This is a genomic window from Delftia sp. BGA-UO-ETr-SB1 (assembly GCF_059567865.1).
In genome coordinates this window covers 445,289-472,248 of record NZ_JCAQOW010000005.1, presented here as the reverse complement: position 1 = coordinate 472,248, position 26,960 = coordinate 445,289, and the positions used below count along the sequence as shown (strand labels likewise).

Here is a 26,960-nt window from a genome sequence, read left to right as displayed (position 1 = left end):
TCGACAACAAGCCCCCTGGCGCCTATGGACGGCAGGGGGCGCACAGCCCGGCGGGTAGGCCGGGCGATTGTTGGGCGTGCCCGCCAGGGCGGGCACTGTTTCATCAGTGGGCGTCTGCCTGGCGTGCGGCCCGGACGGCAGCAGAGGTATCGCTGCTGGCTCCGTTGAAGAAAATGTTCAATGCCACCGCGGTAATCGAGGCCAGCAGGATACCGGATTCGATCAACGGATGAATGCCGTGGGGCATCCATTGGCGGAAATTCGGCGCCACCAGCGGAATCATGCCCACGCCGATGGACACGGCGACGATCATGGCGTTGTTGCGGTTGGTCTGGAAATCCACGTTGCTCAGGATGCGGATGCCGGTGGAGGCCACCATGCCGAACATCACCAGGCCCGCGCCGCCCAGCACCACGGTGGGCAGGGACTCGACCAGGGCGCCCATCTTGGGCAGCACGCCCAGCACGATCAGGATCACGCCGCCGGCCACGCAGACCCAGCGGCTCTTGACGCCGGTGACGGCGACCAGGCCCACGTTCTGCGAGAAGCTGGTGTAGGGGAAGGTGTTGAAGATGCCGCCGATCAGCGTGCCCAGGCCGTCGGTGCGCAGGCCGCGCGTCAGCTCGTCCTGGCTGATCTTGCGATCGGTCATGTCGCCCAGGGCCAGGAACATGCCGGTGGACTCGATCATCACTACCACCATCACCAGGCTCATGGTGAGGATGAGGATGGGGTCGAACACCGGCGTGGCGATCTCGAAGGGCAGCACCATCGTGAACCATTCGGCCTTGGCGACCTTGCTGAAGTCCATCAGGCCCATGGCCACGGACAGCACGCCGCCGATCAGGATGCCCATGAGCACCGAGACGTTGGCCAGGAAGCCCTTGGCAAAGCGCGCGATCAGCAGGATGGACAGCAGCACGATGGCCGAGATGCCCACGCCGGTCAGGTCGCCGTACTTGGGGTTGGGAATGGTGGGCACGACCGCGAAGCCCTTGGGCACGGGCGGCAGCGAGGAGCCCGGCGCGCCGGCCGTGGCCTGGGCGTCGGCCAGCCATTTCAGGTGCTCGGGGTTGGGCACGCTGGGAGCGGTGGGGCCGACGGGGTTGCCGAAGATCCAGTTCACGCCCACGCGCATCAGGCTGATGCCGATGACGGCAATGATGGTGCCGGTCACCACGGGCGGGAAAAAGCGCAGCATGCGGCTGATCAGCGGGGCGATGAGGATGGACACGATCCCCGCCCCGATCACCGAGCCGAAGATCAGCCCCGCCCCCGCCGAGCCGCCCGTGCTCTGCGCCATGGACACCATGGGCGCCACGCTGGCGAAGGTCACGCCCATCATCACGGGCAGCTTGATGCCGAACCACTGGGTCGCGCCCATGGCCTGGATCAGCGTGATCAGGCCGCAGCAAAACAGGTCGGCCGAGATCAGGTGGGCCACCTGCTCGGGCGGCAGGTTGAGTGCGCGGCCGACGATCAGGGGCACGGCCACGGCGCCCGCATACATCACGAGAACGTGCTGCAGGCCCAGCGCCGTGAGCTTGCCTGCGGGCAGCATCTCATCGACGGGATGAACGGAAGATTGCATGGGGATTTGTCTCCTCGGGATTTATGGGAACGGACGCCGGCGTGGCAGGGTTCGGCGCCAACATCCATACAAAAAGTGTATACAGATCATGGGAAATTTCTGCTCCCGGTAAACCCTGTTGCGGCAGTCGCGCCAACCCGTTTTGGTGCGCATCGCCTGCCAGGGCGGGAGTGCCATGGTGCATTGCAAGATGGATGCCAGCCGCCAGGCAAGCGCCAGGCACCGTGCTGGTGCCTGGTGGCCGCTACCGCGCGGCTTGGCGCGGCTCGTGCGTGGCTCTGGCGCACGGCATGGTCTGCGGCGGTGCATGTGCCCCGATGCGGTGCCCGGGCGCAAAAAAGCCCGGCGGCGCCGGGCTTGGGTGTCAGGCCTTGATGCGGGCCGTCAGGCGGTCAGGCGGTCAGGCCGTCAGGTCGCACAGCATGCGTGCAATGACCTTGGTGGCACGGCGCAGGTCCTCCAGCACCAGGCGCTCGTCGGCGCGCTTGGCGTGGGACTCCAGCACGGTGCGCGGGCCGGCGCCGTAGATCACGCCGGGAATGCCGCGCTCCACGTACAGGCGCACGTCGGTGTACAGCGGCGTGCCCACGGCCGGGGGCTTTTCGCCGAACACGGCTTCGCCATGGGCCTGGATGGCGTCCACCAGGGGCTTGTTGCCCGCCAGCGGCGTCATGGCATTGGCCAGCAGCAGGCGCTTGATGTCCACGCGCACGGCATCCTCGCCCGTGTAGCCGCCCTTGGCGTTGAAGTCGGCAATGGCCTGGGCGATGACGGCGCGGATGCTGGCCTCGACCTCGGCCGGGCTCTCCTCGGGGATCATGCGGCGGTCGATCTTGAGCACGACCTTGCCGGGCACCACGTTGGTGTTGGTGCCGCCTTCGATGCGGCCGATGTTCAGGTAGGGGTGCTTGATGCCCGGCACCTTGGAGGTCACCTGCTGGTACTTGGTGTTCTCGGCGTACAGCGCGTTCATCAGCACCACGGCGGCCTGCAGCGCGTCCACGCCCGTGTGGGGCACGGCGGCGTGGGCCATCTTGCCCTGCACGGTCACTTCCATCTGCAGGCAGCCGTTGTGGGCGGTGACGACTTCGTAGCTGAAGCCGGCCGCGACCATGAGGTCGGGCTTGGTGAGGTTGTTGGCCAGCAGCCAGCCGGGGCCCAGGATGCCGCCGAATTCCTCGTCATAGGTGAAGTGCAGTTCCACCGCGCCCTTGGAGGGCCGGGCCACGGCTTCGAGCGCACGCACGGCGTAGGTGAAGGTGGCGAAGTCGCTCTTGCTCACGGCGGCGGCGCGGCCGTAGAGCTTGCCGTCCTCGATGGCGGCGCCATAGGGGTCCTGGGTCCAGCCTTCACCGGGCGGCACCACGTCGCCGTGGGCATTCAGCGCGATGGTCAGGCCGCCGCCGGCGTCACCTGCGCTGCCGTAGGGGCGGCGCACGATCAGGTTGGTGATGGACTCCATGCCGTAGGCCTTGACCTCGGCCTCGGGCACGGTGTGCTTCTCGGCCTCGTAGCCCAGGGTCTTGAGCAGCTCGGCCGTGCGCTCGGCGTGGGGTGCGTTGTTGCCGGGCGGGGTGTCGGTCGGAACCTGGACCAGGGCCTGCAGGAATTGCACCTCTTCATCGAAATGCTGGTCGATCCAGGCGTCCAGGGCGGCGTAGGTGGCTTGCTTGTCTTGGTTCATGTCGGTCATTGCTGCTCTTGGGCCAGCTGGTTCAGTACGTGGGAGAAGGCATCGACGGACAGTTGCATGTCGTCGGCGGTGGAGCTTTCCAGCGGGTTGTGGCTGATGCCGGCGTTCAGGCCGCGCACGAACAGCATGGCCTGGGGCATGATTTCGTGCAGCTTCATGGCGTCGTGGCCGGCGCCGCTGGGCATGCGGTACAGGGGCACGCCCAGGGCGTCCACGGCGGCTTCCCAGCGCTGCTGCCATTCGGGGGCGCTGGGGGCGGCGGCGGCCTTCATGGCCAGCTCGGTGCTGTAGCGCAGGCCACGGCGCTGGGCGATGGCCTCGATCTCGGCCAGGATGTCGGCCACCATGGCGTCGCGCTGCTCGTTGGTGGGCGCGCGCAGGTCCAGGCTGAACTGGCAGCGGCCGGGAACCACGTTGACCGAGCCGCTGGGCACATTGAGCTGGCCCATGGTGGCCACCGAGGTGCCGTCGCGCGCGGCGCGCTTTTCGATGTACAGCGCCAGCTCGGCCACGCCGCAGGCGGCATCGCGGCGGCGGTCCATGGGCGTGGTGCCGGCGTGGCTGGCCATGCCGATCATCTCGCAGATGTAGCGCGCGCTGCCGTTGATGGAGGTGACGATGCCCAGCGGGATGTCCAGCTCGTTGAGCACCGGGCCCTGTTCGATGTGCACTTCGATGAAGCCCAGGTAGCGGGCCGGATCGCGCTGCAGCTTGGGGATGTCGTCAATGCACAGGCCGGCATGCTGCATGGCCTCGCGCAGGGTGATGCCATCGGCGTCCTTTTGCTCCAGCCATTCCTGCCTGAAGTCGCCGATCAGCGCGCCCGAGCCCAGGAAGGTGGCCTTGTAGCGCTGGCCTTCCTCTTCCGCAAAGCCCACGACCTCGATGTGGAACGGCAGGCGCTTGCCCTGGCGGTGCAGCTCGCGCACGCAGGCCATGGGCACGAAGATGCCCAGGCGGCCGTCGTACTTGCCGCCGTTGCGCACGGTGTCGTAGTGGCTGCCGGTCAGCAGGGTCTTGGCGTCCTCGGTGGCCGCCTTGTAGCGGCCCACGACGTTGCCCACGGCGTCGATCTCGACCTCGTCGAAGCCGCAGTCGCGCATCCAGTGGCTGATGCGCTGGGCGCAGGCGCGGTGGGCATCGGTCAGGTAGGTGACGGTGAGCTGGCCCTTTTCGGCATAGCCGGGGTCGCTGTGCTGGGCCAGCTTTTCCTGCCAGTCCCAGACATCGTTGCCCAGCTCGGGCGTGTAGCCGAACTTGTCGTTCAGGCGGAGCTCGGCAATGCGGTGGATGTTGCGCAGCGCCTCGCCCAGCTCGAAGTCGGGGTGGTTGTGCAGGCGGCGCTCGAAGGTCTCGATGATCTCGGCCTTGGCCAGGCCCGCGCCGCGTGGACCGCGCACGGCCAGGATGAAGGGAAAGCCGAAGCGCTTGCCGTACTCGGCGTTGAGCTTGCGGATGTGCTCCAGCTCCTCGGGCGTGCAGCGGGTCAGGCCGGCCTTGTTCTGCTCGTTGGTGGATTCGGCCGTGAGCGTGTTGGTCTCCATGGCCTTGCCGGCCAGCTCCGGGTGGGCGCGGATCAGGTCGAGCTTGGCCTGCACCGGCGCCTTGTCCAGCACCTGGGCCATGGCGTACTTGATCTGTGCCAGCGAGCGGAAGGGGCGCTGGGCCAGCGCGGCCTCGGCAATCCAGGGCGAGTGTTCGTAGAGGCCGTCCAGCAGACTGGCGGCGGTGGCCAGGTCGGCGGCATTGAGTTGTTCCAGCGTCAGAGCCATGCTGCGTTATTCCTTGTCGGGATGGTGGTGCGCCCAGTGGCGCGCGAGGTCGATGCGGCGGCAGACCCAGACCTTGTCGTGCCGCTGAATGTGGTCCAGAAAGCGCTGCAGTGCCGTGATGCGGCCGGGGCGGCCCAGCAGGCGGCAGTGCATGCCAATGCTCATCATCTTGGGGGAGTCATCGCCGGCCGGATCGCCCTCGGCGTAGAGGGCGTCGAACGTGTCCTTCAGGTATTGGAAGAACGGGTCGGCGTGCGAGTAGCCCTGGGGCAGGGCGAAGCGCATGTCGTTGCAGTCCAGCGTGTAGGGCACGATGAGCTGGCTGTGGGTGCTGCCGTCGCTCCTGCCGACCTTCATCCAGAAGGGCAGGTCGTCGCCGTAGTAGTCGCTGTCGTAGGCGAAGCGGCCGTCGTCGGCCACCAGGCGGTGGGTGTTGGGGCTGTCGCGGCCCGTGTACCAGCCCAGGCCGTGGTCGCCATCGTGGCCGTACAGCTCGCCGAAGATCTCCATGCACTGCTGCATGTGGGCGCGCTCCACATCGGCGGGCACGCCCTGGTAGTGGATCCACTTGAGGCCGTGGCAGGCCACTTCATGGCCCAGCTCGGCGAAGGCCTGGGCCAGCTCACGGTGCTTTTGCAGGGCCGTGGCCACGCCGAAAACGGTCAGCGGCAGGCCGCGCTTCTCGAACTCGCGCAGGATGCGCCAGACGCCTGCGCGCGAGCCGTATTCATAGATGCCTTCCATGCTCATGTGGCGCTCGGGGTAGGCGGCCGGGTTGAACATTTCGGACAGGAACTGCTCGCTGGCGGCGTCGCCGTGCAGCACGCAGTTCTCGCCGCCCTCTTCATAGTTGAGGACGAACTGCACGGCCACGCGGGCCTGGCCTGGCCAGCGGGCGTGGGGGGGCGTGCGACCGTAGCCGATCAGGTCGCGGGGATAGGGGGCAGTGGCGTCGTAGGTCATGCGGATACGGAGGAAAGGGCCATCGAAAGATCGCTGGTCGGCATGTCGCGGTCGAAGGTCAGGCCGGCTTCCACGTGGTCCAGGTGCTGCTGCATGAGCTGCACGGCGTGGTCGGCGTCGCCGCCGGCCAGGGCCGTGACGATTTCGGCATGCTCGTCATGGGAATGCTCGGCGGCCGTGCTGGACTGGTACATCAGCGTGATCAGCGCGCAGCGCGAGATCAGCTCGCCCAGCAGCTGGGCCAGCACCTCGTTGCCCATGAGCTCGGCCATGCGCACGTGGAAGTCGCCCAGCAGCTCGGTACGCTGGCCGACGTCGTTGCCGTCCATGGCCTTTTTCTCGGCCGCCACGTGCTGCCGCAGCGCGCGGATCTTGGCCGGCGTGCTCTGGGCGATGAAGGCGCGCACCATCTCGGCTTCGAGCATGCGGCGCACGGCGAAGACCTGGCGCGCCTCGTCCACCGAGGGCGTGGCCACGAAGGCCCCGCGCGCGGGTTCGAGCCGGATCAGGCGGTTTTGCGACAGCTGGAACAGCGCCTGGCGCACCAGGGTGCGCGAGACGCCGAAATGGTCTGCCAATTTCTGCTCGGCCAGCTTGGTGCCGGGCAGAAGACGGTGTTCGACGATGGCCCGGGTCAGGCTCTCGACAATGAAACTGGTGGTGGAAGTCTCCATTCAGCCATCATAGCGGCTGGTCACAAGAGTTGTATACAGTTTCTGTCTACTGCTTATTGGCGTTTCCCCGCATACGGCATCCCTTTTCAGAAACCGGGCGCGGCCGTATCGAAGTGCCGTGCCAGGTGCTCCACAAAGCGCTGCACGCGCTGGGTTGCCGCGTGCCGCTGCGGATAGACCACATGGATGTCGGCCGGCGCCGTGGCATGGTCGGCCAGTACCTGCACCAGGCGGCCGCTGCGCAGGTAGCGGGCGACATCCCATTCGGCGCGCATGACGATGCCCAGGCCGGCCAGGGCCCAGCCCACGGCGATCTCGCCATCGTTGGTGCTCAGGCTGTCGCGCAGGCGGATGGCCTCGGTCTTGCGGCCGGGGCCGTTGTGGGTGAAGCGCCAGACGCCGTGGGTGTCGTCGCCCTGGCGGATGTCGATGCAGTCGTGCTGCATCAGCTCGCGCGGGGTGGCCGGCGTGCCGCGCCGTGCCAGGTAGGCGGCAGACGCGCACAGCAGCCGCCGGTTGGGCGCCAGGCGCCGCGCGATGATGCGCGCGTCCGGCGGCTCGCCAAAGCGTATGCACAGGTCGAAGCTGTCATCCACCAACGGCGGCGGCGAGGCCGACAGCTGCAGCTGCACCTGGATCTGCGGGTGCCTGCGCACGAAGCTGGCGATCAGCGGCGCGATATGGCTGCGTCCGAATCCCAGCGTGGCATTGATGCGCAGCAGGCCCTGCGGCTGCCCGGGCATGCCGGCCACGGCCTGCTCCATGGCGGCAATGTCGTCCAGGATGCGCCGCGCATGGGCCAGGTAGGTCTGGCCCTCGTCGGTCAGGCCCAGGCGCCGCGTCGTGCGGCTGACCAGTTGCACGCCCAGCCGCGCCTCCATCTGGGACAGGCGCTTGCTGGCCGCCGGCGTGGTGATGCCCAGCTCGCGGGCCGTGGCCGACAGGCTGGCGCTGCGGGCCAGCAGGCAGAAGAAGGCCATCTCCGATGGCGCTGAGACGGGTGTGCTCATTGTTGAATCAAAGTGAACGATGCCATCACTCTAGAGGCGCGCGCGGCGTTGTTCCATCGATAGATTCACGGACAAGGCCATGGAACCGCATGGCGCTTCATCCACCGCAATCCAAGGAGCCCTCATGACAAAGACATACCGCATCGCCTGCATTCCCGGCGATGGCATCGGCAAGGAAGTGGTGCCCGCAGGGCAGGAGGTGCTGCAGGCGCTGGCCGAAACCCAGCCCGGCCTGGGCTTTGCCTTCACCAGTTTCGGCTGGGGAGGCGACTGGTACCGCGCGCACGGCGAGATGATGCCGGCCGACGGGCTGGACGCGCTGCGCGGCCAGGACGCCATCCTGTTCGGCTCGGCCGGCGACCCGCACATTCCCGACCATGTCACGCTGTGGGGCCTGCGCCTGAAGATCTGCCAGGGGTTCGATCAGTACGCCAATGTGCGGCCCACGCGCATCCTGCCCGGCATCGATGCGCCGCTCAAGCGCTGCGCGCGAGAGGATCTGGACTGGGTCATCGTGCGCGAGAACTCCGAAGGCGAATACGCGGGCGTGGGCGGCCGCGCCCACCAGGGCCATCCCATCGAGGTGGCCACCGACGTGAGCATGATGACCCGTGCGGGCGTGGAGCGCATCATGCGCTTCGCCTTCCGCCTGGCGCAGTCGCGGCCGCGCAAGCTGCTGACGGTGATCACCAAGTCCAACGCCCAGCGCCATGCCATGGTGATGTGGGACGAGATTGCGGTGCAGGTGGCCGCCGAGTTCCCCGACGTGCGCTGGGACAAGGAGCTGGTGGACGCGGCCACGGCGCGCATGGTCAACCGCCCCGCCTCGCTGGACACCCTGGTCGCCACCAACCTGCATGCCGACATCCTCAGCGACCTGGCGGCCGCGCTGGCCGGCAGCCTGGGCATTGCGCCCACGGGCAACATCGACCCGGAGCGCCGCTACCCCAGCATGTTCGAGCCCATCCACGGATCGGCCTTCGACATCATGGGCCAGGGCCTGGCCAATCCCGTGGGCACGTTCTGGAGCTGCGTGATGCTGCTGGAGCACCTGGGCGAGCACCGCGCCGCGCAGCGGCTGATGCAGGCCGTGGAGCAGGTGACGGCCGATGCCGCGCTGCACACGCGCGACCTGGGCGGCAAGGCCACCACGCGCCAGGTCACCGACGCGGTCTGCGCACGGCTGCGCGCGCAGACCGCCGAGGTCCAGGCCGTGCCCGTGCCTGCCTGAGCGCGCGCTGCATGGTCCGATAGCCCACAAAAGAACAGACAGGAGACAAGCCATGAACCGCATCACCAGGGTTGCCGCAGCGTGCGCGCTGGCCGCCGCCACCATTCCAGCCGCCATGTCTTCGGCCTTGGCCCAGGCCTGGCCGGCGCGCCCCGTCAACCTCATCGTGCCGTTTCCCGCAGGCGGCACCACCGACGTGCTGGCACGTGCGCTGGGCCAGGAGCTGTCCAAGAGTCTGGGCCAGCCCGTGGTCGTGGAAAACCGCCCCGGCGCGGGCGCCACCATGGGCGCCGACCATGTGGCCAAGGCGAAACCTGACGGCTACACCCTGCTCATGGGCGCCGTCCACCACACCATTGCCACCAGCGTCTACCGCAGGCTGGGCTATGACTTCCAGAAGGACCTGGCGCCCATCACCGTGGTGGCCGTGGTCCCCAATGTGCTGGTGGTCAATCCGCAGGTGCCCGCCAAAACCGTGCAGGAGCTGCTGGCCCAGGCCCGAGCCCAGCCCGGCAAGCTGGCCTATGGCTCCAACGGCGCGGGCACGGGCCAGCACCTGATCGGCGCGCAGTTCGAGTCCATGGGCGGCGTGGAGCTGCTGCACGTGCCCTACAAGGGCAGCGGCCCGCTGACCACGGACCTGCTGGGCGGGCAGATCGCCATGTCCTTCGATACCGTCACGCCTGTGCTGCCCCACATCAAGGCCGGCAAGCTGCGCGCGCTGGCCGTGACCACGGCCAGGCGCTCGGTGGCCCTGCCCGATGTGCCCACGCTGGACGAGGCCGGCCTCAAGGGCTTCGACATGGGCACCTGGTTCGGCGTGCTGGCACCGGCCGCGACGCCCAGGGAGGTACTGGCGCGGCTGGGCGCTGACATGAACCGCATCATCGAGTCCCCGCAGTTCCGCAGGAAGATGGAGGAGATAGGCGCCGAGCCCATCGGCGGATCGCCCGAGCAAATGGCGCGCCAGATCCGCGACGACACCGACCGCTTCGCCAGGCTGGTCAAGGATGCCAAGGTGGCCCTGGATTGAGTTGAGTTGGCGCGAGGAACGAGGCCGGGCGAATCAGTTGTGACTTGACCGCATGCCACCGCCGGTGCAGGAAATTCCATAATGCCCGGCGGAGACAACACACCATGACCAGCACCACGGACCTGCACCTCACCGATCCCCAAGCCTTTCTGCTCGACCTCTACCGCGCTGCGGTCAAGGATGCGCAGCCCCTGTACAGCATGGCCCAATGCCTGCCAAAGCCTCCCAAGGGCCGCACCCTGGTGCTGGGCGCGGGCAAGGCCGGCGGCTCCATGGCCCAGGCGCTGGAGGCGCTGTGGCCAGCGGACGCGCCGCTGTCCGGCCTCGTGGTCACGCGCTACCACCACATCCCGCCGCGCCCCGAAGGCCTGGCGCAGCGCATCGAAGTGGTCGAGGCCGCCCACCCCGTGCCCGATGCGGCAGGCCTGGCCGCCGCCGAACGCATCCTCGCGCTGACCGAAGGGCTGACCGAGGACGACCTCGTGCTGTGCCTGATCTCGGGCGGCGGCTCGGCCCTGCTGACCCTGCCGGCCGAAGGCATCGACCTGGAGGAAAAGCAGCGCATCAATCGCGCGCTGCTGGAAAGCGGCGCCGCCATCGGCGAGATGAACTGCGTGCGCAAGCACCTGTCGCGCATCAAGGGCGGGCGCCTGGGCGCGGCCTGCGCGCCTGCGCGCGTGGTCACGCTGACCATCAGCGACGTGCCGGGCGACGACCCCTCCATCATCGCCAGCGGCCCCACCGTGCCCGATGCCAGCAGCTGCGCCGACGCGCTGGCCATCCTCGCGCGCTACCGCATCGACGTGCCTGAATCCGTGCGCCGCGCGCTGGAGGCAGGCGAGCTGGAAACCCCCAAGCCCGGCGACGCGCGCTTCGACGGCCATGAGGTCCACATGATTGCCACGCCCCAGCACTCGCTGGAGGCGGCCGCACGCGTGGCCGAGGCCGCAGGCCTGCGCACCCACGTGCTGTCCGACGAGATCGAGGGCGAATCGCGCGAGGTCGCCAAGGTCCACGCCGCCCTGGCGCGCGCCGTGGCCCGCCACGGCCAGCCGTTTGCAAAGCCCTGCGTGATCCTGTCCGGCGGCGAGACCACGGTCACCATCCGGCAGCGCCCGGCCGGCACGCCCAAGGGACGCGGCGGGCGCGCTGGCGAGTTCTGCATGGGTCTTGCCCAGGCCCTGCAGGGGCAGGACAAGGTCTGGGCGCTGGCGGCCGATACCGATGGCATCGATGGCGTGGAGGACAACGCGGGGGCGCGCGTGTCACCGGATACGTTGGCGCGGGCCCAGGACCAGGGCATGCGGATTGCCGAGTACCTGGACCGCAATGATGCGTATGGGTTCTTTGATGCGCTGGGGGATCTGGTGGTGACCGGGCCTACGCATACCAACGTGAATGACTTCCGGGCGATTCTGGTTCTCTAGGTTTTTGCTCCTGCCGGGTGGTTGTTTTTCGAGGCCGGGACGTGCGCCCGGCCACTTGTTTCAGGCTCGCCTGTTTCAGGCGCTCACGCCCCGCGCGGCAGCGTCTCCCACCATTCGGCATCGAACCGCCCCTGCAGGAAGGCGATGAAGGACTGCACCTTCTGCGGCACCAGGCGCGGCGAGGGGTAGACGGCGTGGATTTCCTGCTCGGGCAGGCGGCAGGTCTTGAGGACTTCGACCACGCGGCCGGCCTGCAGCGAGTCATGGGCCACGTAGCGGGGCAGGGCGGCAATGCCCATGTGCGAGCGTGAGGCCGCCAGCAGGGCCGAGAGGTTGTTGGAGCGCAGCCGGCCCGTGACCGCCACCGAGACCGGTTCTCCGCTGGCGTTGCGCAGACGCCAGATGTCGTTGCCCTGCACGCTGCTGTAGATCAGCGTGGCATGTTCCTTGAGGTCGGAGGGGCGGCGCGGCGTGCCGCGCTTGCGCAGGTAGGTGGGCGAGGCCACCAGCACCCAGGGGTTCACACCCAGCGTGCGTGCGCCCAGGCTGGAGTCGGCCAGCTTGCCCAGGCGCAGGGCCACGTCGATGCCGTTGGCCACCAGGTCGGTGTAGCGGTCCTCGAAGCTCAGGTCGACCTGCACCTGGGGGTTGTGCGCCATGAATTCCAACGCCAGCGGTATCAGCACGCGCCGGCCAAAGGCCACCGAGCTGCCAATGCGCAGCTGGCCCTGCACCTGGGTCTGGCGCACCTGGACCACCTTGTCGGCCTCGGCCACGTCGTTGACGATGGCCTTGCATTTCTCGTAGTACAGCGCGCCCGCTTCGGTCAGGCTCACGCCGCGCGTGTTGCGGTTGAGCAGGCGCACCTTCAGGCGCGCTTCCATGGCTGCGATCTGCTTGGTGACCGTGGGCTGGGTGGTGGCGAATTCGTGCGCGACCTTGGTGAAGCTGCTGGTCTCCACCACGCGCACGAACATGTGCATGGCATCGAGTCTGTCCATGGCGCTGTCTCCTTTTTCATTGGTAGTTATTCCTGCACGGAATAAATTTTATGGTCTGCGCAGGCGTTCCGCCAATCGGCCTGTCTGCCTAGAGTTGACTCCAATTTGAAGGAGACCTCCCATGGCAAAAATGAAAGCAATCGAAGCCGCAGTCCGCGTGCTGGAAAAAGAAGGCGTGACCGTCGCATTCGGCGTTCCCGGTGCCGCCATCAACCCGCTGTACGCAGCGCTCAAGGACCATGGCGGCATCGGCCATATCCTGGCGCGCCACGTCGAAGGCGCAAGCCACATGGCCGAGGGCTACACCCGCGCCGTGGCCGGCAACATCGGCGTGTGCATCGGCACCAGCGGCCCGGCCGGCACGGACATGATCACGGGCCTGTACTCGGCCAGCGCGGATTCGATTCCGATTCTCTGCATCACGGGCCAGGCGCCGCGCTCGCGCCTGCACAAGGAAGATTTCCAGGCCGTGGACATTGCCTCCATCGCCAAGACAGTGACCAAGTGGGCCACCACGGTGCTGGAGCCGGCCCAGGTGCCGCGCGCCTTCCAGCAGGCCTTCCACCTGATGCGCTCGGGCCGCCCAGGCCCCGTGCTGATCGACCTGCCCATCGACGTGCAGCTGGCCGAGATCGAGTTCGACATCGACACCTACGAGCCTCTGCCTGTCTACAAGCCGGCTGCCACGCGCAAGCAGGTGGAAAAGGCCATCGCCATGCTCAACGAGTCCGAGCGCCCGCTGCTGGTCTCGGGCGGCGGCGTGATCAATGCCGATGCCTCCGAGCTGCTGGTGGAGTTCGCCGAGCTGCTGGACGTGCCCGTGATTCCCACCCTGATGGGCTGGGGCACCATCCCTGACGACCACCGCCTGATGGCCGGCATGTGCGGCCTGCAGACCAGCCACCGCTACGGCAATGCCACCATGCTGGCCTCCGACTTCGTGCTGGGCATCGGCAACCGCTGGGCCAACCGCCACACGGGCTCGGTCGAGGTCTACACCAAGGGCCGCAAGTTCGTGCACGTGGACATCGAGCCCACGCAGATCGGCCGCGTGTTCGCGCCCGACTACGGCATCGTCTCGGACGCGGGCGCTGCGCTCAAGCTTTTCGTCGAGGTGGCGCGCGAGTGGAAGGCGGCCGGCCGCCTGAAGGACCGCAGCGGCTGGGTGGCCGAATGCCAGGCCCGCAAGAACAATGTGGAGTACCTGCGCAAGACCAATTTCGACAACGTGCCCATGAAGCCGCAGCGCGTCTACCAGTGCATGAACCGCAGCCTGGACAAGGACACCTGCTACGTCTCCACCATCGGCCTGTCGCAGATTGCCGGCGCGCAGTTCCTGCATGTCTACAAGCCGCGCAACTGGATCAACTGCGGCCAGGCCGGCCCGCTGGGCTGGACCGTGCCAGCCGCCCTGGGCGTGCGCGTGGCCGACCCGGCCCGCAAGATCGTGGCTCTGTCGGGCGACTATGACTTCCAGTTCATGATCGAGGAGCTGGCCGTGGGTGCGCAGTTCAAGCTGCCCTACATCCATGTGCTGGTCAACAACAGCTACCTGGGCCTGATCCGCCAGGCGCAGCGCGCCTTCTCCATCGACTACTGCGTGCAACTGGCCTTCGACAACATCAATGTCGACGACAAGGAAGAGTCCAAGGGCTATGGCGTGGACCACGTCAAGGTGGTCGAGGGCCTGGGCTGCAAGGCCATCCGCGTGCACCGTCCCGAGGACTTCGCGCCCGCCATGCAGCAGGCCGAGGCCTGGATGGCAGAGCACCGCACGCCGGTCGTCGTCGAGGTCATCCTGGAGCGCGTGACCAACATCTCCATGGGCGCCGAGATCGACAACGTGATCGAGTTCGAGGACCTGGCCGCAGCGCCTGCCGACGTGCCCAGCGCGCTTGCACTGCTGGATTGACCGGCCCGCCACGGCACATCGCACGGCATTGCACTGCACTGCTTTTTCTATCGGCGGGGCACCCTGCGTGCCCTGCCGCTCCCAACCCACCAAACGACTACCGGAGACTTCTGACATGCCCCGTTTTGCTGCCAACCTCAGCATGCTGTTCACCGAGGTGCCCTTCCTCGACCGCTTCGAGCGCGCGGCGCGCGCCGGCTTCGAGGCCGTGGAATTCCTGTTTCCCTACGCCCATACGGTCGAAGAGATCAAGGAGCGCGTGGACGCCCACGGCCTGCAGATCGTGCTGCACAACCTGCCGGCCGGCGACTGGGATGCGGGCGAGCGCGGCATTGCCTGCCACCCCGACCGCGTGGACGAGTTCCGCGCCGGCGTGGCCAAGGCCGTGACCTATGGCCATGCGCTGGGCGTGCCCCAGCTCAACTGCCTGGCCGGCAAGGCGCCTGCCGGTGCCGATGCCGCGCTGCTGCGCCGCACCTTCGTGGACAACCTGCGCTTTGCCGCATCGGCGCTGAGCGCGGCCAATCTGCGCCTGCTGATCGAGCCCATCAACCCCTTCGACATTCCCGGCTTCTACCTGAACCGCACGGACGAGGCCCTGTCCATCCTCGACGAGGTGGGCGCGCCCAACGCCTTCGTGCAGTACGACATCTACCACGCGCAGCGCACCGAGGGCGAACTGGCGGCCACGCTGCAAAAGCATCTGGCGCGCATCGGCCATGTGCAGCTGGCCGACAACCCGGGCCGCAATGAGCCGGGCACGGGCGAGATCAACTACCCCTTCCTCTTCGCGCACCTGGACCGCATCGGCTACCAGGGCTGGGTGGGCTGCGAGTACAAGCCCGCGCGCGATACCGAATCGGGCCTGGGCTGGTTGGACGCCCACACCAGCGTGCGCGCGGCAGTAGCCGCCTGAGCGCCGCCGGAGTTTTTTCAGCTTTTCAAAAACGACAAGGAGTACACAGCATGAATGCATCCTCTCTCAAGCTTGGTTTCGTGGGCCTGGGCATCATGGGCGCGCCCATGGCGGGCCACCTTCTGACGGCCGGCCACCAGCTGTTCGTGAACACCCTGGGCAAGATCCCCGCGCAGATCGCCGAGAGCAGCGCCACCCAGTGCACCACGGCGCGCGGCGTGGCCGAGCGGGCCGACATCATTTTCCTGATGCTGCCCGACACGCCCGATGTCGAGAAGGTGCTGTTCGGCGAGGACGGCGTGGCCGCCGGCCTCAAGGGCAGCAGCGGCAAGGTGGTGGTGGACATGAGCTCCATCTCGCCCGTGACCACCAAGGACTTCGCGCGCCGCATCGAGGCCATCGGCGCCCAGTACCTGGATGCGCCGGTCTCCGGCGGCGAGGTGGGCGCCAAGAACGCCACGCTGTCCATCATGGTCGGCGGCCCGGAGGATGTGTTCGCGCGCGTCAAGCCGCTGTTCGAGCGCATGGGCAAGAACATCACCCTGGTGGGCGGCAACGGCGACGGCCAGACCGCCAAGGTGGCCAACCAGATCATCGTGGCGCTGAACATCGAGGCCGTGGCCGAGGCCCTGCTGTTCGCGTCGCGCGCCGGCGCCGACCCGGCCCGCGTGCGCGAGGCGCTGCTGGGCGGCTTTGCCTCGTCCAAGATCCTGGAAGTGCATGCCGAGCGCATGATCAAGCGCACGTTCGATCCGGGCTTCCGCATCTCGCTGCACCAGAAGGACCTGAACCTGGCCCTGAGCAGCGCGCGCCAGCTCGGCGTGTCCCTGCCCAACACCGCCCAGGCGCAGGAGCTGTTCAACAGCTGCGTGGCCCACGGCGGCGCGAACTGGGATCACTCGGGCATGGTGCGTGCGCTGGAGATCCAGGCCAACTTCGAAGTGGGCCAGAAGGTCCAGGACTGATGGCCGGCCTTTGAGACAACGATTGGTGGGAGGGCGGCCTTGCGCCGCCCTGTTGTGAAAAGCCGCGCTCGGCAACGGGCGCGGCTTTTTCTTGCTTCAATATCCCAGTGTCTGCCCGTCGGGGTTGCGCGGGTCGGAGGCGCCGTAGAGCATGCCGTCGCGCAGCTCGATGGTCTGCGTGCGGCCCATCGACGCCTTCACGGCAACGTTGTGGCCGCGCGACTTGAGCAGGGCCACGGTGTCGGGGCTGATGCCCTTTTCCACGCGCAGCTCGTCGGGCGTCCACTGGTGGTGAAAGCGCGGCGTGGCGGCGGCCTCGGCCGGGTTCATGCCGAAGTCGATGGTGTTGACCACGGTCTGCAGCACGGTGGTGATGATGCGTGCGCCGCCGGGGCTGCCGGTGACCAGAACGGGCTTGCCGCCCTTGAGCACCATGGTCGGCGTCATCGACGACAGCGGGCGCTTGCCTGCGGCCACCGCATTGGCATCGCCGCCGACCAGTCCATACGCGTTGGCCACGCCGGGCTTGGCCGAGAAATCGTCCATCTCGTTGTTGAGCAGGATGCCCGTGCCCTTGGCCACGATGCCGCTGCCGAAGTTGGTGTTCAGCGTATAGGTCACGGCCACGGCGTTGCCCGCCTTGTCCACCACCGAGTAGTGCGTGGTCTGGTCGCTCTCATAGGGCTGGGGCTTGCCGGGCCGGATGTCCTTGCCGGCGCGCGCCTGGTAGGGGTCGATGCCGGCGGCCAGTGCCTCGGCATAGCGCTTGGAGGTCAGGCCCTTGAGCGGCACGGTCACGAAGTCGGGATCACCCAGGTATTCGGCACGGTCGGCATAGGCCAGCTTCATGCTTTCCGCCATGTAGTGGATGCTCTGCGCGCTGTTGACGCCCCACTGGTTCATGGGCCAGCGTTCCATCATGTTGAGGATCTGGATCAGGTGGGCGCCGCCGGAGGACGGAGGCGGCATGGTCACGATCTCGTAGCCGCGGTAGGTGCCGCGCAGCGGCTCGCGCTCGGCGACCTTGTAGCTCTTGAGGTCCTGCAGCGAGAGGGCGCCTGCATGCGGCGCCATCTCGGCCGCGATCTTGCGGGCGATGGAGCCTTCGTAGAACACCTTGGAGCCCTGCTGGCCGATCAGGCGCAGCGACTGCGCCAGGTCCTTTTGCACCAGGCGGTCGCCACGCTTGAGGGGCTCGCCGTTGCGCCAGAAGATGGCCTGGGTGGCGGGCCACTGGCCCATGTTCTTCTTTTCCTGCTCCAGGATCTTGGCCAGGGTCTCGCTGACCGTAAAGCCCTTGTCGGCCAGCTTTGCGGCCGGCGCAATCACCGTGGACAAAGGCAGCGATCCCCATTTCTTCAGCGCATGCTCCATGCCGGCCACGGTGCCGGGCACGCCCACGGCGTAGTGGGTGTAGAGCGATTTGCCGTCGATGACCTTGCCATCCGCACCCACGTACATGTCGCGCGTGGCCTTGGAGGGCGCGACCTCGCGGAAGTCCAGCGCAATGTTCTTGCCGCTCTTGGCGTCATGCACCACCATGAAGCCGCCGCCGCCGATGTTGCCTGCGTTGGGCAGGGCCACGGCCAGCGCAAAGCCCATGGCCACGGCGGCGTCCACCGCATTGCCGCCGGACTTCAGGATCTGCAGGCCGATGCGCGAGGCCAGCTCCTGCTCGCTGGCCACCATGCCGCTCCTGCCCACGACGGGATGGAACACATCCATGTCGAAGTCATAGGCGGCGCTGGCGGCCTGGGCCGCGCTGCTCTGCGTGATGGGCGCCGCTGCCGGGGCAGGCGCTGCGGCCACGGGTGCTGGCGCCGCCGAAGCCGCGGGCGGCTGCGTGCTGCTGCAGGCGGCCAGGCTGGCAATGGCCAGCGCCAGGCTGGTTGCAAGCAAGGGGGAGCGAAGTTGCATCGGTATCTCCTTGGCAGATGAAACAGTGGAACAGTGGAACAGTGGAAAAAGAGCGCGCGTCCTGTGCCGCCCTGTGTGCGCCGGCCGGAGGGTCCTGCGGCCAGGGCGGCGGCGGACCACAGTGTAGAAGCATGGCGTCGGCAGCCTCCCCGCGCGCCGGCCCGGGCGCCCAAAGTGCGGGTATCTGCCTAGGCGTCGGCCGTGCAACGCCCTTCAAGGGCGTACAAAAACTGTATACACTTTGCGAATGCAGGGCAGGGCCGCGAGTGCTGTCGCGCGCCGCGCTCCGTGCATTGACCAACCAATGACAACCGGGCGGGCCAGCTCCCGCCGCACAGGAGATTTCCATGGGCCTGAGCACCCACGTCCTCGACACCATGAATGGCTGCCCCGCAGCCGGCATGGCTGTCGCGCTGTATTCCACCGATGGCGACCAGGCCACGCTGATCAAGAGCCTGGTGCTCAACCACGACGGCCGTACCGATGCGCCGCTGTTCGACAACAACAGCCTCAGGACCGGCACCTACCGCCTGACCTTCGACGTGGCGGCCTACTTCAAGGCCCGTGGCGTGCAACTGCCCGAGCCCAACTTCCTCAACAAGGTGAGCCTTGACTTCGGCGTGGCCCATGCCGACCAGCACTACCACGTGCCCCTGCTGGTCAGCCCCTGGAGCTATTCCACGTACCGGGGCTCCTGAGCCCTGCTGCAGGCAGGCTGTCGGGGGATGGCCTGGAGTGAGCCCTGAAACGAAAAACGGCCCGCATTGCGGGCCGTTGCTTTTGGGGCTCCAGCAAGCGTGCGGGCTACTTGCCCTTGGAATGCCCCATGGCCACGACCAGGGCCGTGATGAAGAAGAAGGCCTGCAGCTCCAGCGCCCAGCCTCCCGAGCTGTGCAGCTGCATCACCTGGCCCGTGTGCACCAGCGCGAAGGCCACGACCATGTTGATCGCAATCACCAGCGCCGCAGGCACCACCCACAGGCCGACCAGCAGCAGCAGCGGCGCCACCACCTCACCCAGATAGACCGCATAGGCCAGCCAGCCCGGTGCGCCCGTGGACTCCACCATGCGCTCGATGCTGCCTATGCCGTAGCGCAGCTTGGCCCAGCCGTGAAAAAGCAACAGGACCGCGAGCGTGACGCGCAGCAGCACCATGGCTGCCTGGGGATGGTGAAAGTGGCTCCAGAACTTCATGAACTCCCTCGGTGTGGATAGGCCCGGTGGGCCGGGTGTTGCTGTGCGTGCATTCTGGCATCAGCGCGCTTTCGGTGTCGGCTGTGGCGGCCCGGCACGGGATTTTCAGACATTTCCTGCGGGCCTGTAGTCCTATGGCGCAACTTGTGACATGTCTCATCACAAGTACCGCAAAGCCGCCTAGCATCATCCCCAGCCTGTCTCGGAAACGGTTTGCGAGCACTGGAAGGGGTGCCCGGGACCGTGAGGCAAGGTGATCAATCCAATGAACCGATGGGGTCTCCCCAAAACGTCCAATCAAGAAAGGCAGGTTTTCCCATGCGTCAGTTTTCTTTGCGTACCGTCGTGATGGCCACTGCACTGGCGGCCGGCAGCATTGCCATGGTCGGCTGCACCACCACCAAGCCGGAAACCCAGTCCGCGCCGCGCGCTGATGCCACCACCGTCAATGCGCGAGCCAACGCCGCGCTGGAGCGGCTGTACCAGACGGCGCCAGGCTCCAAGGAAATGGTGGCCCGCTCCAAGGGCGTGCTGATCTTCCCCTCGGTGATCGGCGGCAGCTTCGTCATCGGTGTCGAGCATGGCCGCGGCGTGCTGCGCGTCGGCGGCCAGAACAAGGGCTACTACAGCACGACCGGCGCCTCGGTGGGCTGGCAGGCAGGCGGCCAGTCCAAGGCTGTGATCTATGTGTTCAACACCCAGGAAGCGCTGGACAAGTTCCTGGCCAGCGAGGGCTGGTCCGTGGGCGCCGATGCCACGGTGGCCGCAGGCAAGGTGGGCGCCAATGGCAGCGTGGACACCACGACCGCCCAGGGCCCCGTGACCAGCTATGTGCTGACCAATGCGGGCCTGGAAGCCGGCGTGTCGCTGCAGGGCTCGAAGATCACCAAGGTGGTCGAGTGATCCAGGCCCTGAGGGGCCTTTGAACGAAACCGGCCTGCGGGCCGGTTTTTCTTTGTGCGATCGTCTCAGTCGGCGCCAGCGGCGCCGTCTTCATTGGCGCTGCCCGGCGCAGCGGGCGGGAGCACGGCCTGCTCTATGCGTTCGAGGCGCTTTTCGATGCGCTCCACGGCTTCGGCGCTCATCTTGATGTCGTAGATGCTCACGGGCTCCTCGCATTCCAGCGCAGGGTCCGTCGCGGCCGACAGGCGGCCGAGCAGAGGGGCCTCGAACGTGGTCTGCAGCCGGGCCACGACTTCGGCGTTCATGGAACGGCCGGTGCGCTTGGCTGCCTCCTCGACGAGGTCCTTGAGTTCCTGCGGCAGGCGCAGCTTGTACTGAGGATCGGTCTGTTTCATCGCCGGCAATCATGGACCGGAAAGGTATTGACTGCAAGGGACCTGAAAGGTATTGTTGCTTCGGGACCAGCACGGTCCCGCGCAAGGGGAGCCATGACGACAGTCAACCCACCGGGCCGCAGCCAACGAAGATACTCACCACAGCACCAGGAGGTACTGGCGGTCGATGCGCTGTGCCACATGGGCGCGGCCCTAGGCGTGCTGGAGCTGCATGCCGAACGCGCCGACTCGGCCATGGTGTGTGCCGCGCGTGATTTGCTGCGCGGCTACCACGCCAACGCTGACCAGGCGGTGGCCAGCCTGCAGGCCGGCGACCGTGCGGCAGGCGTGCTGCCGCAGATGTCGCAGGACCTGGGCTATGCCATCGAGGTCATCGACCGCGTGAACGACGATGCCCCGGACGACCTGGTGCTGTATGCCGTGACCTGCCTGCTCAGAAGCGCCAGGAGCTTTGCCGACGGCCAGCCGCGTGAATCTGCCTGAGCCGGCATGAACCGGCATGAACCGGCATGAACCAGCCTTTGGCGGCCTGAGGCTCAGAGCTGGCCTTCGGTCAGCGTGTCGAGCTGGAAGCGGCCGGACTTGTCCCAGAGCCAGGTATCGGTATAGGTGATGCGGGCGGCGCCGGCCGGGGCGGGGAAGGGCGCGGCGGCGCGCACCAGGCGCTCGATCTCGCTCACCACTTCGGGGGCATGGCTGGGCGCGCGCATCCAGTGCAGGCGCTGGACCTGGCCGTTGCGGTCGATCTGCACCTGCAGCACGCCGATCGCGTAGAGCATGGGCGGCAGCTGGCCCTTGTAGATGCGCTCGGCATTGCGCGCGTACAGATGGTTGGCCGCCACCTTGCGGTACTGCAGCTGTGCGCTGGAGGTGGCCTCGTCGGGGCGCGGGCCGGGGCCGGGTGGCGACTTGCAGGCCGTGACCAGGGAGGCAATGGCGGCCATCAGTCCCGCCCACAGCCAGGGACGGCCGGAACGTGGCTTTTGCACGGAACTGTGCTGAGAGGAATCAGGGGAATCGGGCATGATTGCGAGCGTATCCTGAAACGCTGCGGCACCGGCAGTCGGAGCGCAAAACTCAAGTGCCGCAGCGGAAAATCCCGCAACAAATTCCAACGAAGCCCGCAGGCGCCACGACGGGCTGTCAGGTGCGCCCATGTGGAGTGACACGTTCAAGAAAGTCGAGCAGGGCCTTGCGCAGGGGCCGCTGTGCTGGGTCGAGGTGATGGAGTCGCGCGGCTCGGTGCCGCGCGAGCGCGGCGCCTGGATGGCCGTGTTTGCCGACCGCGTGGCCGGCACCATTGGCGGCGGGCACCTGGAGTTCGACGCCATCGACCGCGCGCGCAGCCTGCTGCGCGACGCTGCCCTTCAGGCCCGATTGCCCGGACAGCCTGGGCAGGCCGGTCCCGCCCTTGCCGAGCACCAGCACCGCTATCCGCTGGGTCCCAGCCTGGGCCAGTGCTGCGGCGGCGTGGTGATGCTGAGGTTCGTGCTGGTGCCCCAGGGCCGCATGGACATGCTGCGCGAGCGGCTGCAGCCGCCACGCGACTGCGTGGCCCTGTTCGGTGCAGGCCACGTCGGCCATGCGCTGGTGCGCCTGCTGTGCAATCTTCCCTACCGCGTGATGTGGGTGGACAGCCGCGATTCGGTCTTCCCCGAGGAGGAGCACGAGCTCGTGCAGTGTGAATACTCCGATCCCGTGCAGTCCGCCGTGGCCGACCTGCCCACCGGCTCCCAGGTGCTGATCATGAGCTTCAGCCATGCCGAGGACCTGGAGGTGGTCGCCCAATGCCTGAGCCGCCAGCGCCAGCACGGCGACCTGCCCTATGTGGGCCTGATCGGCAGCGCCACCAAATGGGCCACCTTCCGGCGCAGGCTGCGCGAGCGCGGCTTCAGCGATGCGGAGCTGGACCATGTGACATGCCCCATCGGCGTGCCCGGCATCAAGGGCAAGGAGCCTGAGGTGATCGCGGTGGCCGTGGCGGCGCAGCTGCTGCAGCGGCGCAGCGCCGCGCCCGCGCAGAATCAGGGAAATCTCTAGTGAATTGATGTCGCGCAAGCCGGCTGGCTGTCGAAAAATTGCATACACTTTGTGTCTACGAAATGGTCGCAGCGGTGCACCGGCGGTATATCTACCGGGTGCGCGGCCTTTTTCTTCTGCTCAGAGCGCCCGCAGTGGTGAGCAGGTTGAACACCGGCGGCCCCCACGCTGCCAAGGTTGAGAGCTATGGAAAGCTACATTCTCGACTGGGCCAACCTGCTGTTGCGGTGGCTCCACGTCATTACGGCCATCGCCTGGGTCGGTTCCTCCTTCTATTTCGTCTTCCTCGACAGCAGCCTGACGCCGCCTGTCGATGACGACCTGAAGAAGCAGGGCGTCAGCGGCGAACTCTGGGCCGTGCACGGCGGTGGGTTCTACCACCCCGTCAAGTTCAATGTCTCCCCGCCCAAGCTGCCGGACCACCTGCACTGGTTCTACTGGGAAAGTTACACCACCTGGCTCAGCGGCTTTGCGCTGCTGACGGTGTCGTATCTGTGGAACGCCAAGATCTACCTCGTCAATCCGGCCGATCCCAACGCCATGGGCTCGGCTGCGGCCATTGCCTCGGCCCTGGCCTTCCTGGTCGTGTTCTGGCTGCTGTACGACGGCATCTGCCGCGTCTTCGGCCAGAAGAAGAACGGCGACGCCACGGTGGGCGCCATGGTGCTGGTGCTGGTGTGCATCGCGGCCTTCCTGGCCTGCCACATCTTCCCGGGCCAGGCCGCCTTCCTGCTGATGGGTGCCATGCTGGCGACCTCGATGAGCGCCAACGTGTTCTTCTGGATCATCCCCGGCCAGCGCACAGTGGTGAAGGCCCTGAAGGAAGGCCAGCCCGTGGACCCCATCCACGGCAAGCGCGGCAAGCAGCGCAGCGTGCACAACACGTACTTCACGCTGCCGGTGCTGTTCGCCATGCTGTCCAACCACTACGGCTGGCTGTACAGCCATGAGCTGAACTGGCTGGTGCTGATCCTGATGATGTTCGCGGGCGCTGCCATCCGCCAGTTCTTCGTGATGCGCCACGGCTTCAAGCTGGGCCGCAATGCCCATCCCTGGCCCTACGCCCTGGTCGGCGTGCTGGTGCTGATCGGCACGGCCGTCTGGCTCAAGCCTGCACCGGCGCCTGCCGCCGCCCCTGTGTCTGCGCCTGCCGCAGCCCCCGCACCGGCTCCCGCTGCCGTGCAGGCGCCTGCTGGTGCCGAGCCCGCTGCTACGGCGGCGCCCGGTGCCGAAGCTGCTGCACCCGTTGCGACCGCTGCTCCCGCCGCCGACGGCGCCGTGGGCTACGCCCAGATGGCGCCCTTCTTCCAGCAGCATTGCGTGGTCTGCCACGGTGCCGCCCTGCAGCAAAAGAATGTGCGCCTGGACTCGCCCGAGCAGGTCAAGGCCCACGCCCAGCAGATCTACCAGCAGGTGGTGCAACTGCGCAAGATGCCCTTTGGCAATCCGGGTGCCCTGAACGATGACGAGCGCAGCATGGTCAAGCGCTGGTACGAGTCTGGTGCATCGGTGAATTGATCGCTGGGCCGCGCCCAGACGCTGTCGGCGTTTGCTGTCAGCGTTCGGCGGCCAGCCACCAGCCCGCAGCCTCGCAAGAGCCTGCGGGCTTTCTGTTTCAGGCAGGCCAGGCTGCTGCGGTGCCGTGCAGGGCCGGGCGCCGCGCTTCATCGCGCGGCGTGTGCAGCGCGATGGCGCCGCGGCCCGGCAGGCTTTGCGCCTTGGCCTGCTGCTTGGCCAGGGCCGCGAGGTTGGCGATGTCCTCGGGTGCCAGCACGCTGCCCGGCGTGACGCGCACCACGCCGATGGACAGCGTGGTGCAGGCAAAGAATCGCCGGATGCCGTGGCGGTCCTCGGCCCAGATGCCTCCGGCCTTGCGCGCCTGGTCGTCGAACAGCTGGCGCGCCTCGCTGGCGAAGGCGCCCACAATGCCTTCGCAGCGCCGCTGCCAGTCCTCGCTTTGCAGCAGCAGCATGAAGTCGTCCCCGCCCACATGGCCCACGAAGTCGCGCCGCGCATCGCAGTGCGCCACGGCCAGCCGCGCCACCAGGCGGATCATCTGGTCGCCGCGCCAGTAGCCGTAGTGGTCGTTGAAGGGCTTGAAGTGGTTGAGGTCGGCGTAGCAGGCCACGAAGCCGGCGCCGCTGTCCAGCAGTCGCTGCATGTGCAGGCTGATGGGGATGTTGCCGGGCAGGAAGGTCAGCGGGTTGGCGTGGCGCGCGGCCTCGATGCGGGCCTCGGTCACGCGGCGCACCAGCTGCTCGCCCGTGCCCAGGCCCACATAGCGGCCGTTGTCGGTGACGATGAAGCCGTCGCTCAGGTAGCGCTGGTCCTGCGAGGTCAGGATGCCCACGAGCTGGTCCACATCGCAATCGAGCTCCACGATGCGCGGCTGCACGTTGGCAAAGGCCAGGCAGGGCTTGCGCCCGTGCACTTCGCGGAAGTACAGCGTGGCGTAGTGGTTCATGAACTGCTGGCGGTTGATGAGCGCCAGCGGCCGGCCGGCCTCCACGACGGCAATGGCATGCAGCTGCTGGCCGGCCTGGAACAGCTCGGCCACCTCGTCGTTGCTGGCCGCGGGCACCACGCAGGGCGCCTGCATCACCATCAGATTGCGCAACACCCCCGGGCGCGCGCTGTGGCCCTGGTGGGGCAGCACGGCCACGCGCGGGTCCTGGGCCACGCTGCGCGCCTGCGTGCTGATCTGGGGCTGGGCGGTTTCGGCAGGGCGGCCCAGCAGCCAGCCCTGGCCATACGGAATGCCCAGGTCGCGCAGGGTGCGCAGCTCGTCCTCGGTCTCTATGCCTTCGGCGATCAGCGTGGTGCCGAAGACCTCCGCAATGCCCTTGATGGCCTGCAGCAGCTGCAGCGTGGCCGGGCGCTGCTCGATCTGGTGGATGAAGTATTTGTCGATCTTGACGAAGTCGGGCTTGGCCTCGGACCACAGGCGCAGGCTGGAGCGGCCGTCGCCAAAGTCATCCAGCGCCAGGCGCGCGCCCGTGGCATGCACGGCCTTCACGGCGGCACAGACGGCGGGCATGTCGGTCACATGGTCGTGTTCGGTGATCTCCACCACCAGGGAGCGGGCCTGCACGCCGAAGCTGCGCACCGTGTCCCCGACCATGCCGGGGCCGCAGACCCCCACGGCCTGCACCAGCGCCTGGGCGCTGAGGTTGACGAACAGCCGGCCCGGCGCACTCTGCCGGCCCCAGTCCTGCAGCGCCACGCAGACCGCCAGCAGCTCGAATTCCCGAAGAATGCCCTCGGCCGCCGCCCCCTCGAGCAGGGCGTCGGGCGTGTGCAGCGGCGTTCCATGGGGGCCGCGGATCAGCGCCTCATGCGCATAGATGCTGCCGCTGCGCAAGTCGGCCAGCGGCTGGAAGACGCAGTACAGGCCGCCCGCACGCATGAGCTGCGCCACGGGGCCTGCGCCGGACCGTACGGCGGCGGAGAGCACGGCCGCGGCAGCGGGCAGGCTGGCGAGCATCTGGGGATCGATCATGGGCTCAACTTTTCAGTTGGATACATTACGTTTCACTGGTGACATTCTTGTGACAAGTATGCCGCCTGCGGACAGGTGTGCTGGCGGTGGATTGACATGGCTCAAAACGCGGCGGGAGCAAAGCCGGCAAAGTTGCATGCATGTTCGCCCTGTCTTCCTTGCAAGCTTTCGCCTTCGCGCCGGGTTCCGCCCAGGTGTTGGCCGCGGGTACCTGGCTCAGGCTGCGTCGGCAGTCGCCGGATACGGTGATGTATCTGGAGCGCGGTCGCGTGCTCCTGGGCATAGGCCAGGGTGGGCAGATGCGCCACCAGCTCGGTGTCGTGGAGGGGCCTGCCTGGCTGGATGCGGCCTTTGTGCTGCAGCGGCGCGGCAGCAGCCTGGACATGCTGGCCGATAGCGATGTCCGCGTGCAGCAACTGCCCCAGGCCGACTTCCTGAAGGCCGTCTCGCAGCTGCCTTCGCCCGCCCAGCAACTGCTGCAGGACATGGCCCAGGCCTACTGCGCGCAGACCGAGCTGGCGGTGAGCCGCCTGTCCAAGGACGCCGAGGCGCGCTGCGCCCAGTGGCTGCTGCGCCATGCCATGCCGCACGAGGCTGGCGGCCTGCGCGTGACGCTGCACCTGCGCAAGCGGCTGATCGCCGCCCAGCTCGGCATTGCGCCCGAGACCTTCTCGCGCGTGCTGCGCCAGTTGCGTGAGCACGGGCTCATCGCGGGCAGGGGCAATGTCATCGATCTGCCCAAGCCGGCGGCCCTCGAAGTGCTCGCAGTAGGCTGATTCCCACGCCGCTGACGGGTGCCGGCCTGCAAGCGCCGGGCCTTGCGG

24 protein-coding genes are annotated in these 26,960 nt (G+C 67.6%); 12 read left to right on the top strand and 12 right to left on the bottom strand.

The features are described 5' to 3' along the window. Positions 1-103: 103 nt before the first annotated feature. The 6 genes from AC57B5_RS12255 to AC57B5_RS12230 form a co-directional block, all read right to left on the bottom strand. Positions 104-1,591 (bottom strand): nucleobase:cation symporter-2 family protein, encoded by a 1,488-nt coding sequence (locus AC57B5_RS12255; RefSeq protein WP_013803717.1) that lies wholly within the window; start codon positions 1,589-1,591, stop codon positions 104-106. A gap of 400 nt (positions 1,592-1,991) precedes the next feature. Beyond that, entirely contained in the window at positions 1,992-3,284 is a 1,293-nt protein-coding gene (locus AC57B5_RS12250; protein WP_496399621.1) for a M20 family metallopeptidase, read from the bottom strand. Continuing rightward, entirely contained in the window at positions 3,281-5,056 is a 1,776-nt protein-coding gene (uraD, locus tag AC57B5_RS12245) for a 2-oxo-4-hydroxy-4-carboxy-5-ureidoimidazoline decarboxylase (protein WP_496399620.1), read from the bottom strand. The genes AC57B5_RS12250 and uraD overlap by 4 nt, the downstream gene beginning before the upstream one ends. A 6-nt stretch (positions 5,057-5,062) precedes the next feature. Continuing rightward, positions 5,063-6,019, bottom strand: coding sequence for an allantoinase PuuE (puuE, locus tag AC57B5_RS12240; RefSeq protein ID WP_496399619.1), 957 nt, complete (start codon positions 6,017-6,019; stop codon positions 5,063-5,065). Continuing rightward, entirely contained in the window at positions 6,016-6,693 is a 678-nt protein-coding gene (locus AC57B5_RS12235; RefSeq protein WP_012204034.1) for a GntR family transcriptional regulator, read from the bottom strand. Before AC57B5_RS12235 ends, puuE begins: the two co-directional genes overlap by 4 nt. An 86-nt stretch (positions 6,694-6,779) precedes the next feature. Next, entirely contained in the window at positions 6,780-7,703 is a 924-nt protein-coding gene (locus AC57B5_RS12230) for a LysR family transcriptional regulator (protein ID WP_043823989.1), read from the bottom strand. 124 nt (positions 7,704-7,827) lie between these two features. Here AC57B5_RS12230 and AC57B5_RS12225 point away from each other — a divergent pair, with 124 nt between their 5' ends. The 3 genes from AC57B5_RS12225 to AC57B5_RS12215 all read left to right on the top strand — a co-directional run bounded on the left by AC57B5_RS12225 (position 7,828) and on the right by AC57B5_RS12215 (position 11,394). Beyond that, positions 7,828-8,934 carry a tartrate dehydrogenase gene (locus AC57B5_RS12225; RefSeq protein ID WP_496399618.1) on the top strand — a complete coding sequence of 369 codons (1,107 nt, stop codon included), beginning with the start codon at positions 7,828-7,830 and terminating at the stop codon, positions 8,932-8,934. A 52-nt stretch (positions 8,935-8,986) separates the two neighbouring features. After that, positions 8,987-9,967, top strand: coding sequence for a tripartite tricarboxylate transporter substrate binding protein (locus AC57B5_RS12220; RefSeq protein WP_496399617.1), 981 nt, complete (start codon positions 8,987-8,989; stop codon positions 9,965-9,967). A 104-nt stretch (positions 9,968-10,071) separates the two neighbouring features. Beyond that, positions 10,072-11,394 carry a glycerate kinase type-2 family protein gene (locus AC57B5_RS12215; protein ID WP_238004224.1) on the top strand — a complete coding sequence of 441 codons (1,323 nt, stop codon included), beginning with the start codon at positions 10,072-10,074 and terminating at the stop codon, positions 11,392-11,394. 83 nt (positions 11,395-11,477) lie between these two features. On the opposite strand, the gene AC57B5_RS12210 is transcribed toward AC57B5_RS12215, so the two are convergent. Beyond that, positions 11,478-12,395: a LysR family transcriptional regulator gene (locus AC57B5_RS12210; RefSeq protein ID WP_154835137.1), complete on the bottom strand. Its 918-nt coding sequence runs from the start codon at positions 12,393-12,395 to the stop codon at positions 11,478-11,480. A gap of 121 nt (positions 12,396-12,516) precedes the next feature. On the opposite strand from AC57B5_RS12210, the gene gcl reads away from it, so the two are divergent. From gcl to glxR, 3 genes are all read left to right on the top strand, one after another. Further along, the gene (gene gcl / locus AC57B5_RS12205) at positions 12,517-14,307 is read left to right on the top strand and encodes a glyoxylate carboligase (RefSeq protein WP_012204040.1); all 1,791 of its coding nucleotides are present in this window, start codon (positions 12,517-12,519) and stop codon (positions 14,305-14,307) included. Positions 14,308-14,422: 115 nt separating this feature from the next. Continuing rightward, positions 14,423-15,223, top strand: a complete 801-nt coding sequence (gene hyi, locus AC57B5_RS12200) for a hydroxypyruvate isomerase (protein ID WP_012204041.1) — start codon at positions 14,423-14,425, stop codon at positions 15,221-15,223. A 50-nt stretch (positions 15,224-15,273) separates the two neighbouring features. Then, positions 15,274-16,188, top strand: coding sequence for a 2-hydroxy-3-oxopropionate reductase (gene glxR, locus AC57B5_RS12195; protein ID WP_496399616.1), 915 nt, complete (start codon positions 15,274-15,276; stop codon positions 16,186-16,188). Between the two features lie 96 nt (positions 16,189-16,284). On the opposite strand, the gene ggt is transcribed toward glxR, so the two are convergent. Continuing rightward, positions 16,285-18,105: a gamma-glutamyltransferase gene (ggt, locus tag AC57B5_RS12190; RefSeq protein ID WP_012204043.1), complete on the bottom strand. Its 1,821-nt coding sequence runs from the start codon at positions 18,103-18,105 to the stop codon at positions 16,285-16,287. Positions 18,106-18,452: 347 nt separating this feature from the next. Here ggt and uraH point away from each other — a divergent pair, with 347 nt between their 5' ends. After that, entirely contained in the window at positions 18,453-18,803 is a 351-nt protein-coding gene (gene uraH / locus AC57B5_RS12185) for a hydroxyisourate hydrolase (RefSeq protein ID WP_012204044.1), read from the top strand. 106 nt (positions 18,804-18,909) lie between these two features. On the opposite strand, the gene AC57B5_RS12180 is transcribed toward uraH, so the two are convergent. Further along, positions 18,910-19,299, bottom strand: a complete 390-nt coding sequence (locus tag AC57B5_RS12180; protein WP_013803705.1) for a DoxX family protein — start codon at positions 19,297-19,299, stop codon at positions 18,910-18,912. Positions 19,300-19,617: 318 nt separating this feature from the next. Between AC57B5_RS12180 and AC57B5_RS12175 the strand changes: the two genes are divergently transcribed. Next, positions 19,618-20,202, top strand: a complete 585-nt coding sequence (locus tag AC57B5_RS12175; RefSeq protein WP_013803704.1) for a BPSL1445 family SYLF domain-containing lipoprotein — start codon at positions 19,618-19,620, stop codon at positions 20,200-20,202. A 65-nt stretch (positions 20,203-20,267) separates the two neighbouring features. On the opposite strand, the gene AC57B5_RS12170 is transcribed toward AC57B5_RS12175, so the two are convergent. Beyond that, the gene (locus AC57B5_RS12170; RefSeq protein WP_012204047.1) at positions 20,268-20,597 is read right to left on the bottom strand and encodes an Arc family DNA-binding protein; all 330 of its coding nucleotides are present in this window, start codon (positions 20,595-20,597) and stop codon (positions 20,268-20,270) included. A 93-nt stretch (positions 20,598-20,690) separates the two neighbouring features. Here AC57B5_RS12170 and AC57B5_RS12165 point away from each other — a divergent pair, with 93 nt between their 5' ends. Next, entirely contained in the window at positions 20,691-21,080 is a 390-nt protein-coding gene (locus tag AC57B5_RS12165; RefSeq protein WP_496399615.1) for a hypothetical protein, read from the top strand. A gap of 53 nt (positions 21,081-21,133) precedes the next feature. Here the strand turns inward: AC57B5_RS12165 and AC57B5_RS12160 are convergent, their stop codons facing one another. After that, positions 21,134-21,622, bottom strand: coding sequence for a hypothetical protein (locus AC57B5_RS12160; protein ID WP_065346741.1), 489 nt, complete (start codon positions 21,620-21,622; stop codon positions 21,134-21,136). A 130-nt stretch (positions 21,623-21,752) separates the two neighbouring features. On the opposite strand from AC57B5_RS12160, the gene xdhC reads away from it, so the two are divergent. Continuing rightward, complete coding sequence (xdhC, locus tag AC57B5_RS12155; protein WP_099751206.1) at positions 21,753-22,637, top strand: xanthine dehydrogenase accessory protein XdhC; 885 nt, start codon at positions 21,753-21,755, stop codon at positions 22,635-22,637. Positions 22,638-22,823: 186 nt separating this feature from the next. Further along, entirely contained in the window at positions 22,824-24,155 is a 1,332-nt protein-coding gene (locus AC57B5_RS12150) for a urate hydroxylase PuuD (RefSeq protein ID WP_496399614.1), read from the top strand. A gap of 97 nt (positions 24,156-24,252) precedes the next feature. Here AC57B5_RS12150 and AC57B5_RS12145 read toward each other — a convergent pair whose 3' ends face one another. After that, complete coding sequence (locus AC57B5_RS12145) at positions 24,253-26,136, bottom strand: EAL domain-containing protein (protein ID WP_496399613.1); 1,884 nt, start codon at positions 26,134-26,136, stop codon at positions 24,253-24,255. Positions 26,137-26,276: 140 nt separating this feature from the next. On the opposite strand from AC57B5_RS12145, the gene AC57B5_RS12140 reads away from it, so the two are divergent. Further along, positions 26,277-26,912 carry a Crp/Fnr family transcriptional regulator gene (locus tag AC57B5_RS12140; protein ID WP_013803698.1) on the top strand — a complete coding sequence of 212 codons (636 nt, stop codon included), beginning with the start codon at positions 26,277-26,279 and terminating at the stop codon, positions 26,910-26,912. Positions 26,913-26,960: the final 48 nt, after the last annotated feature.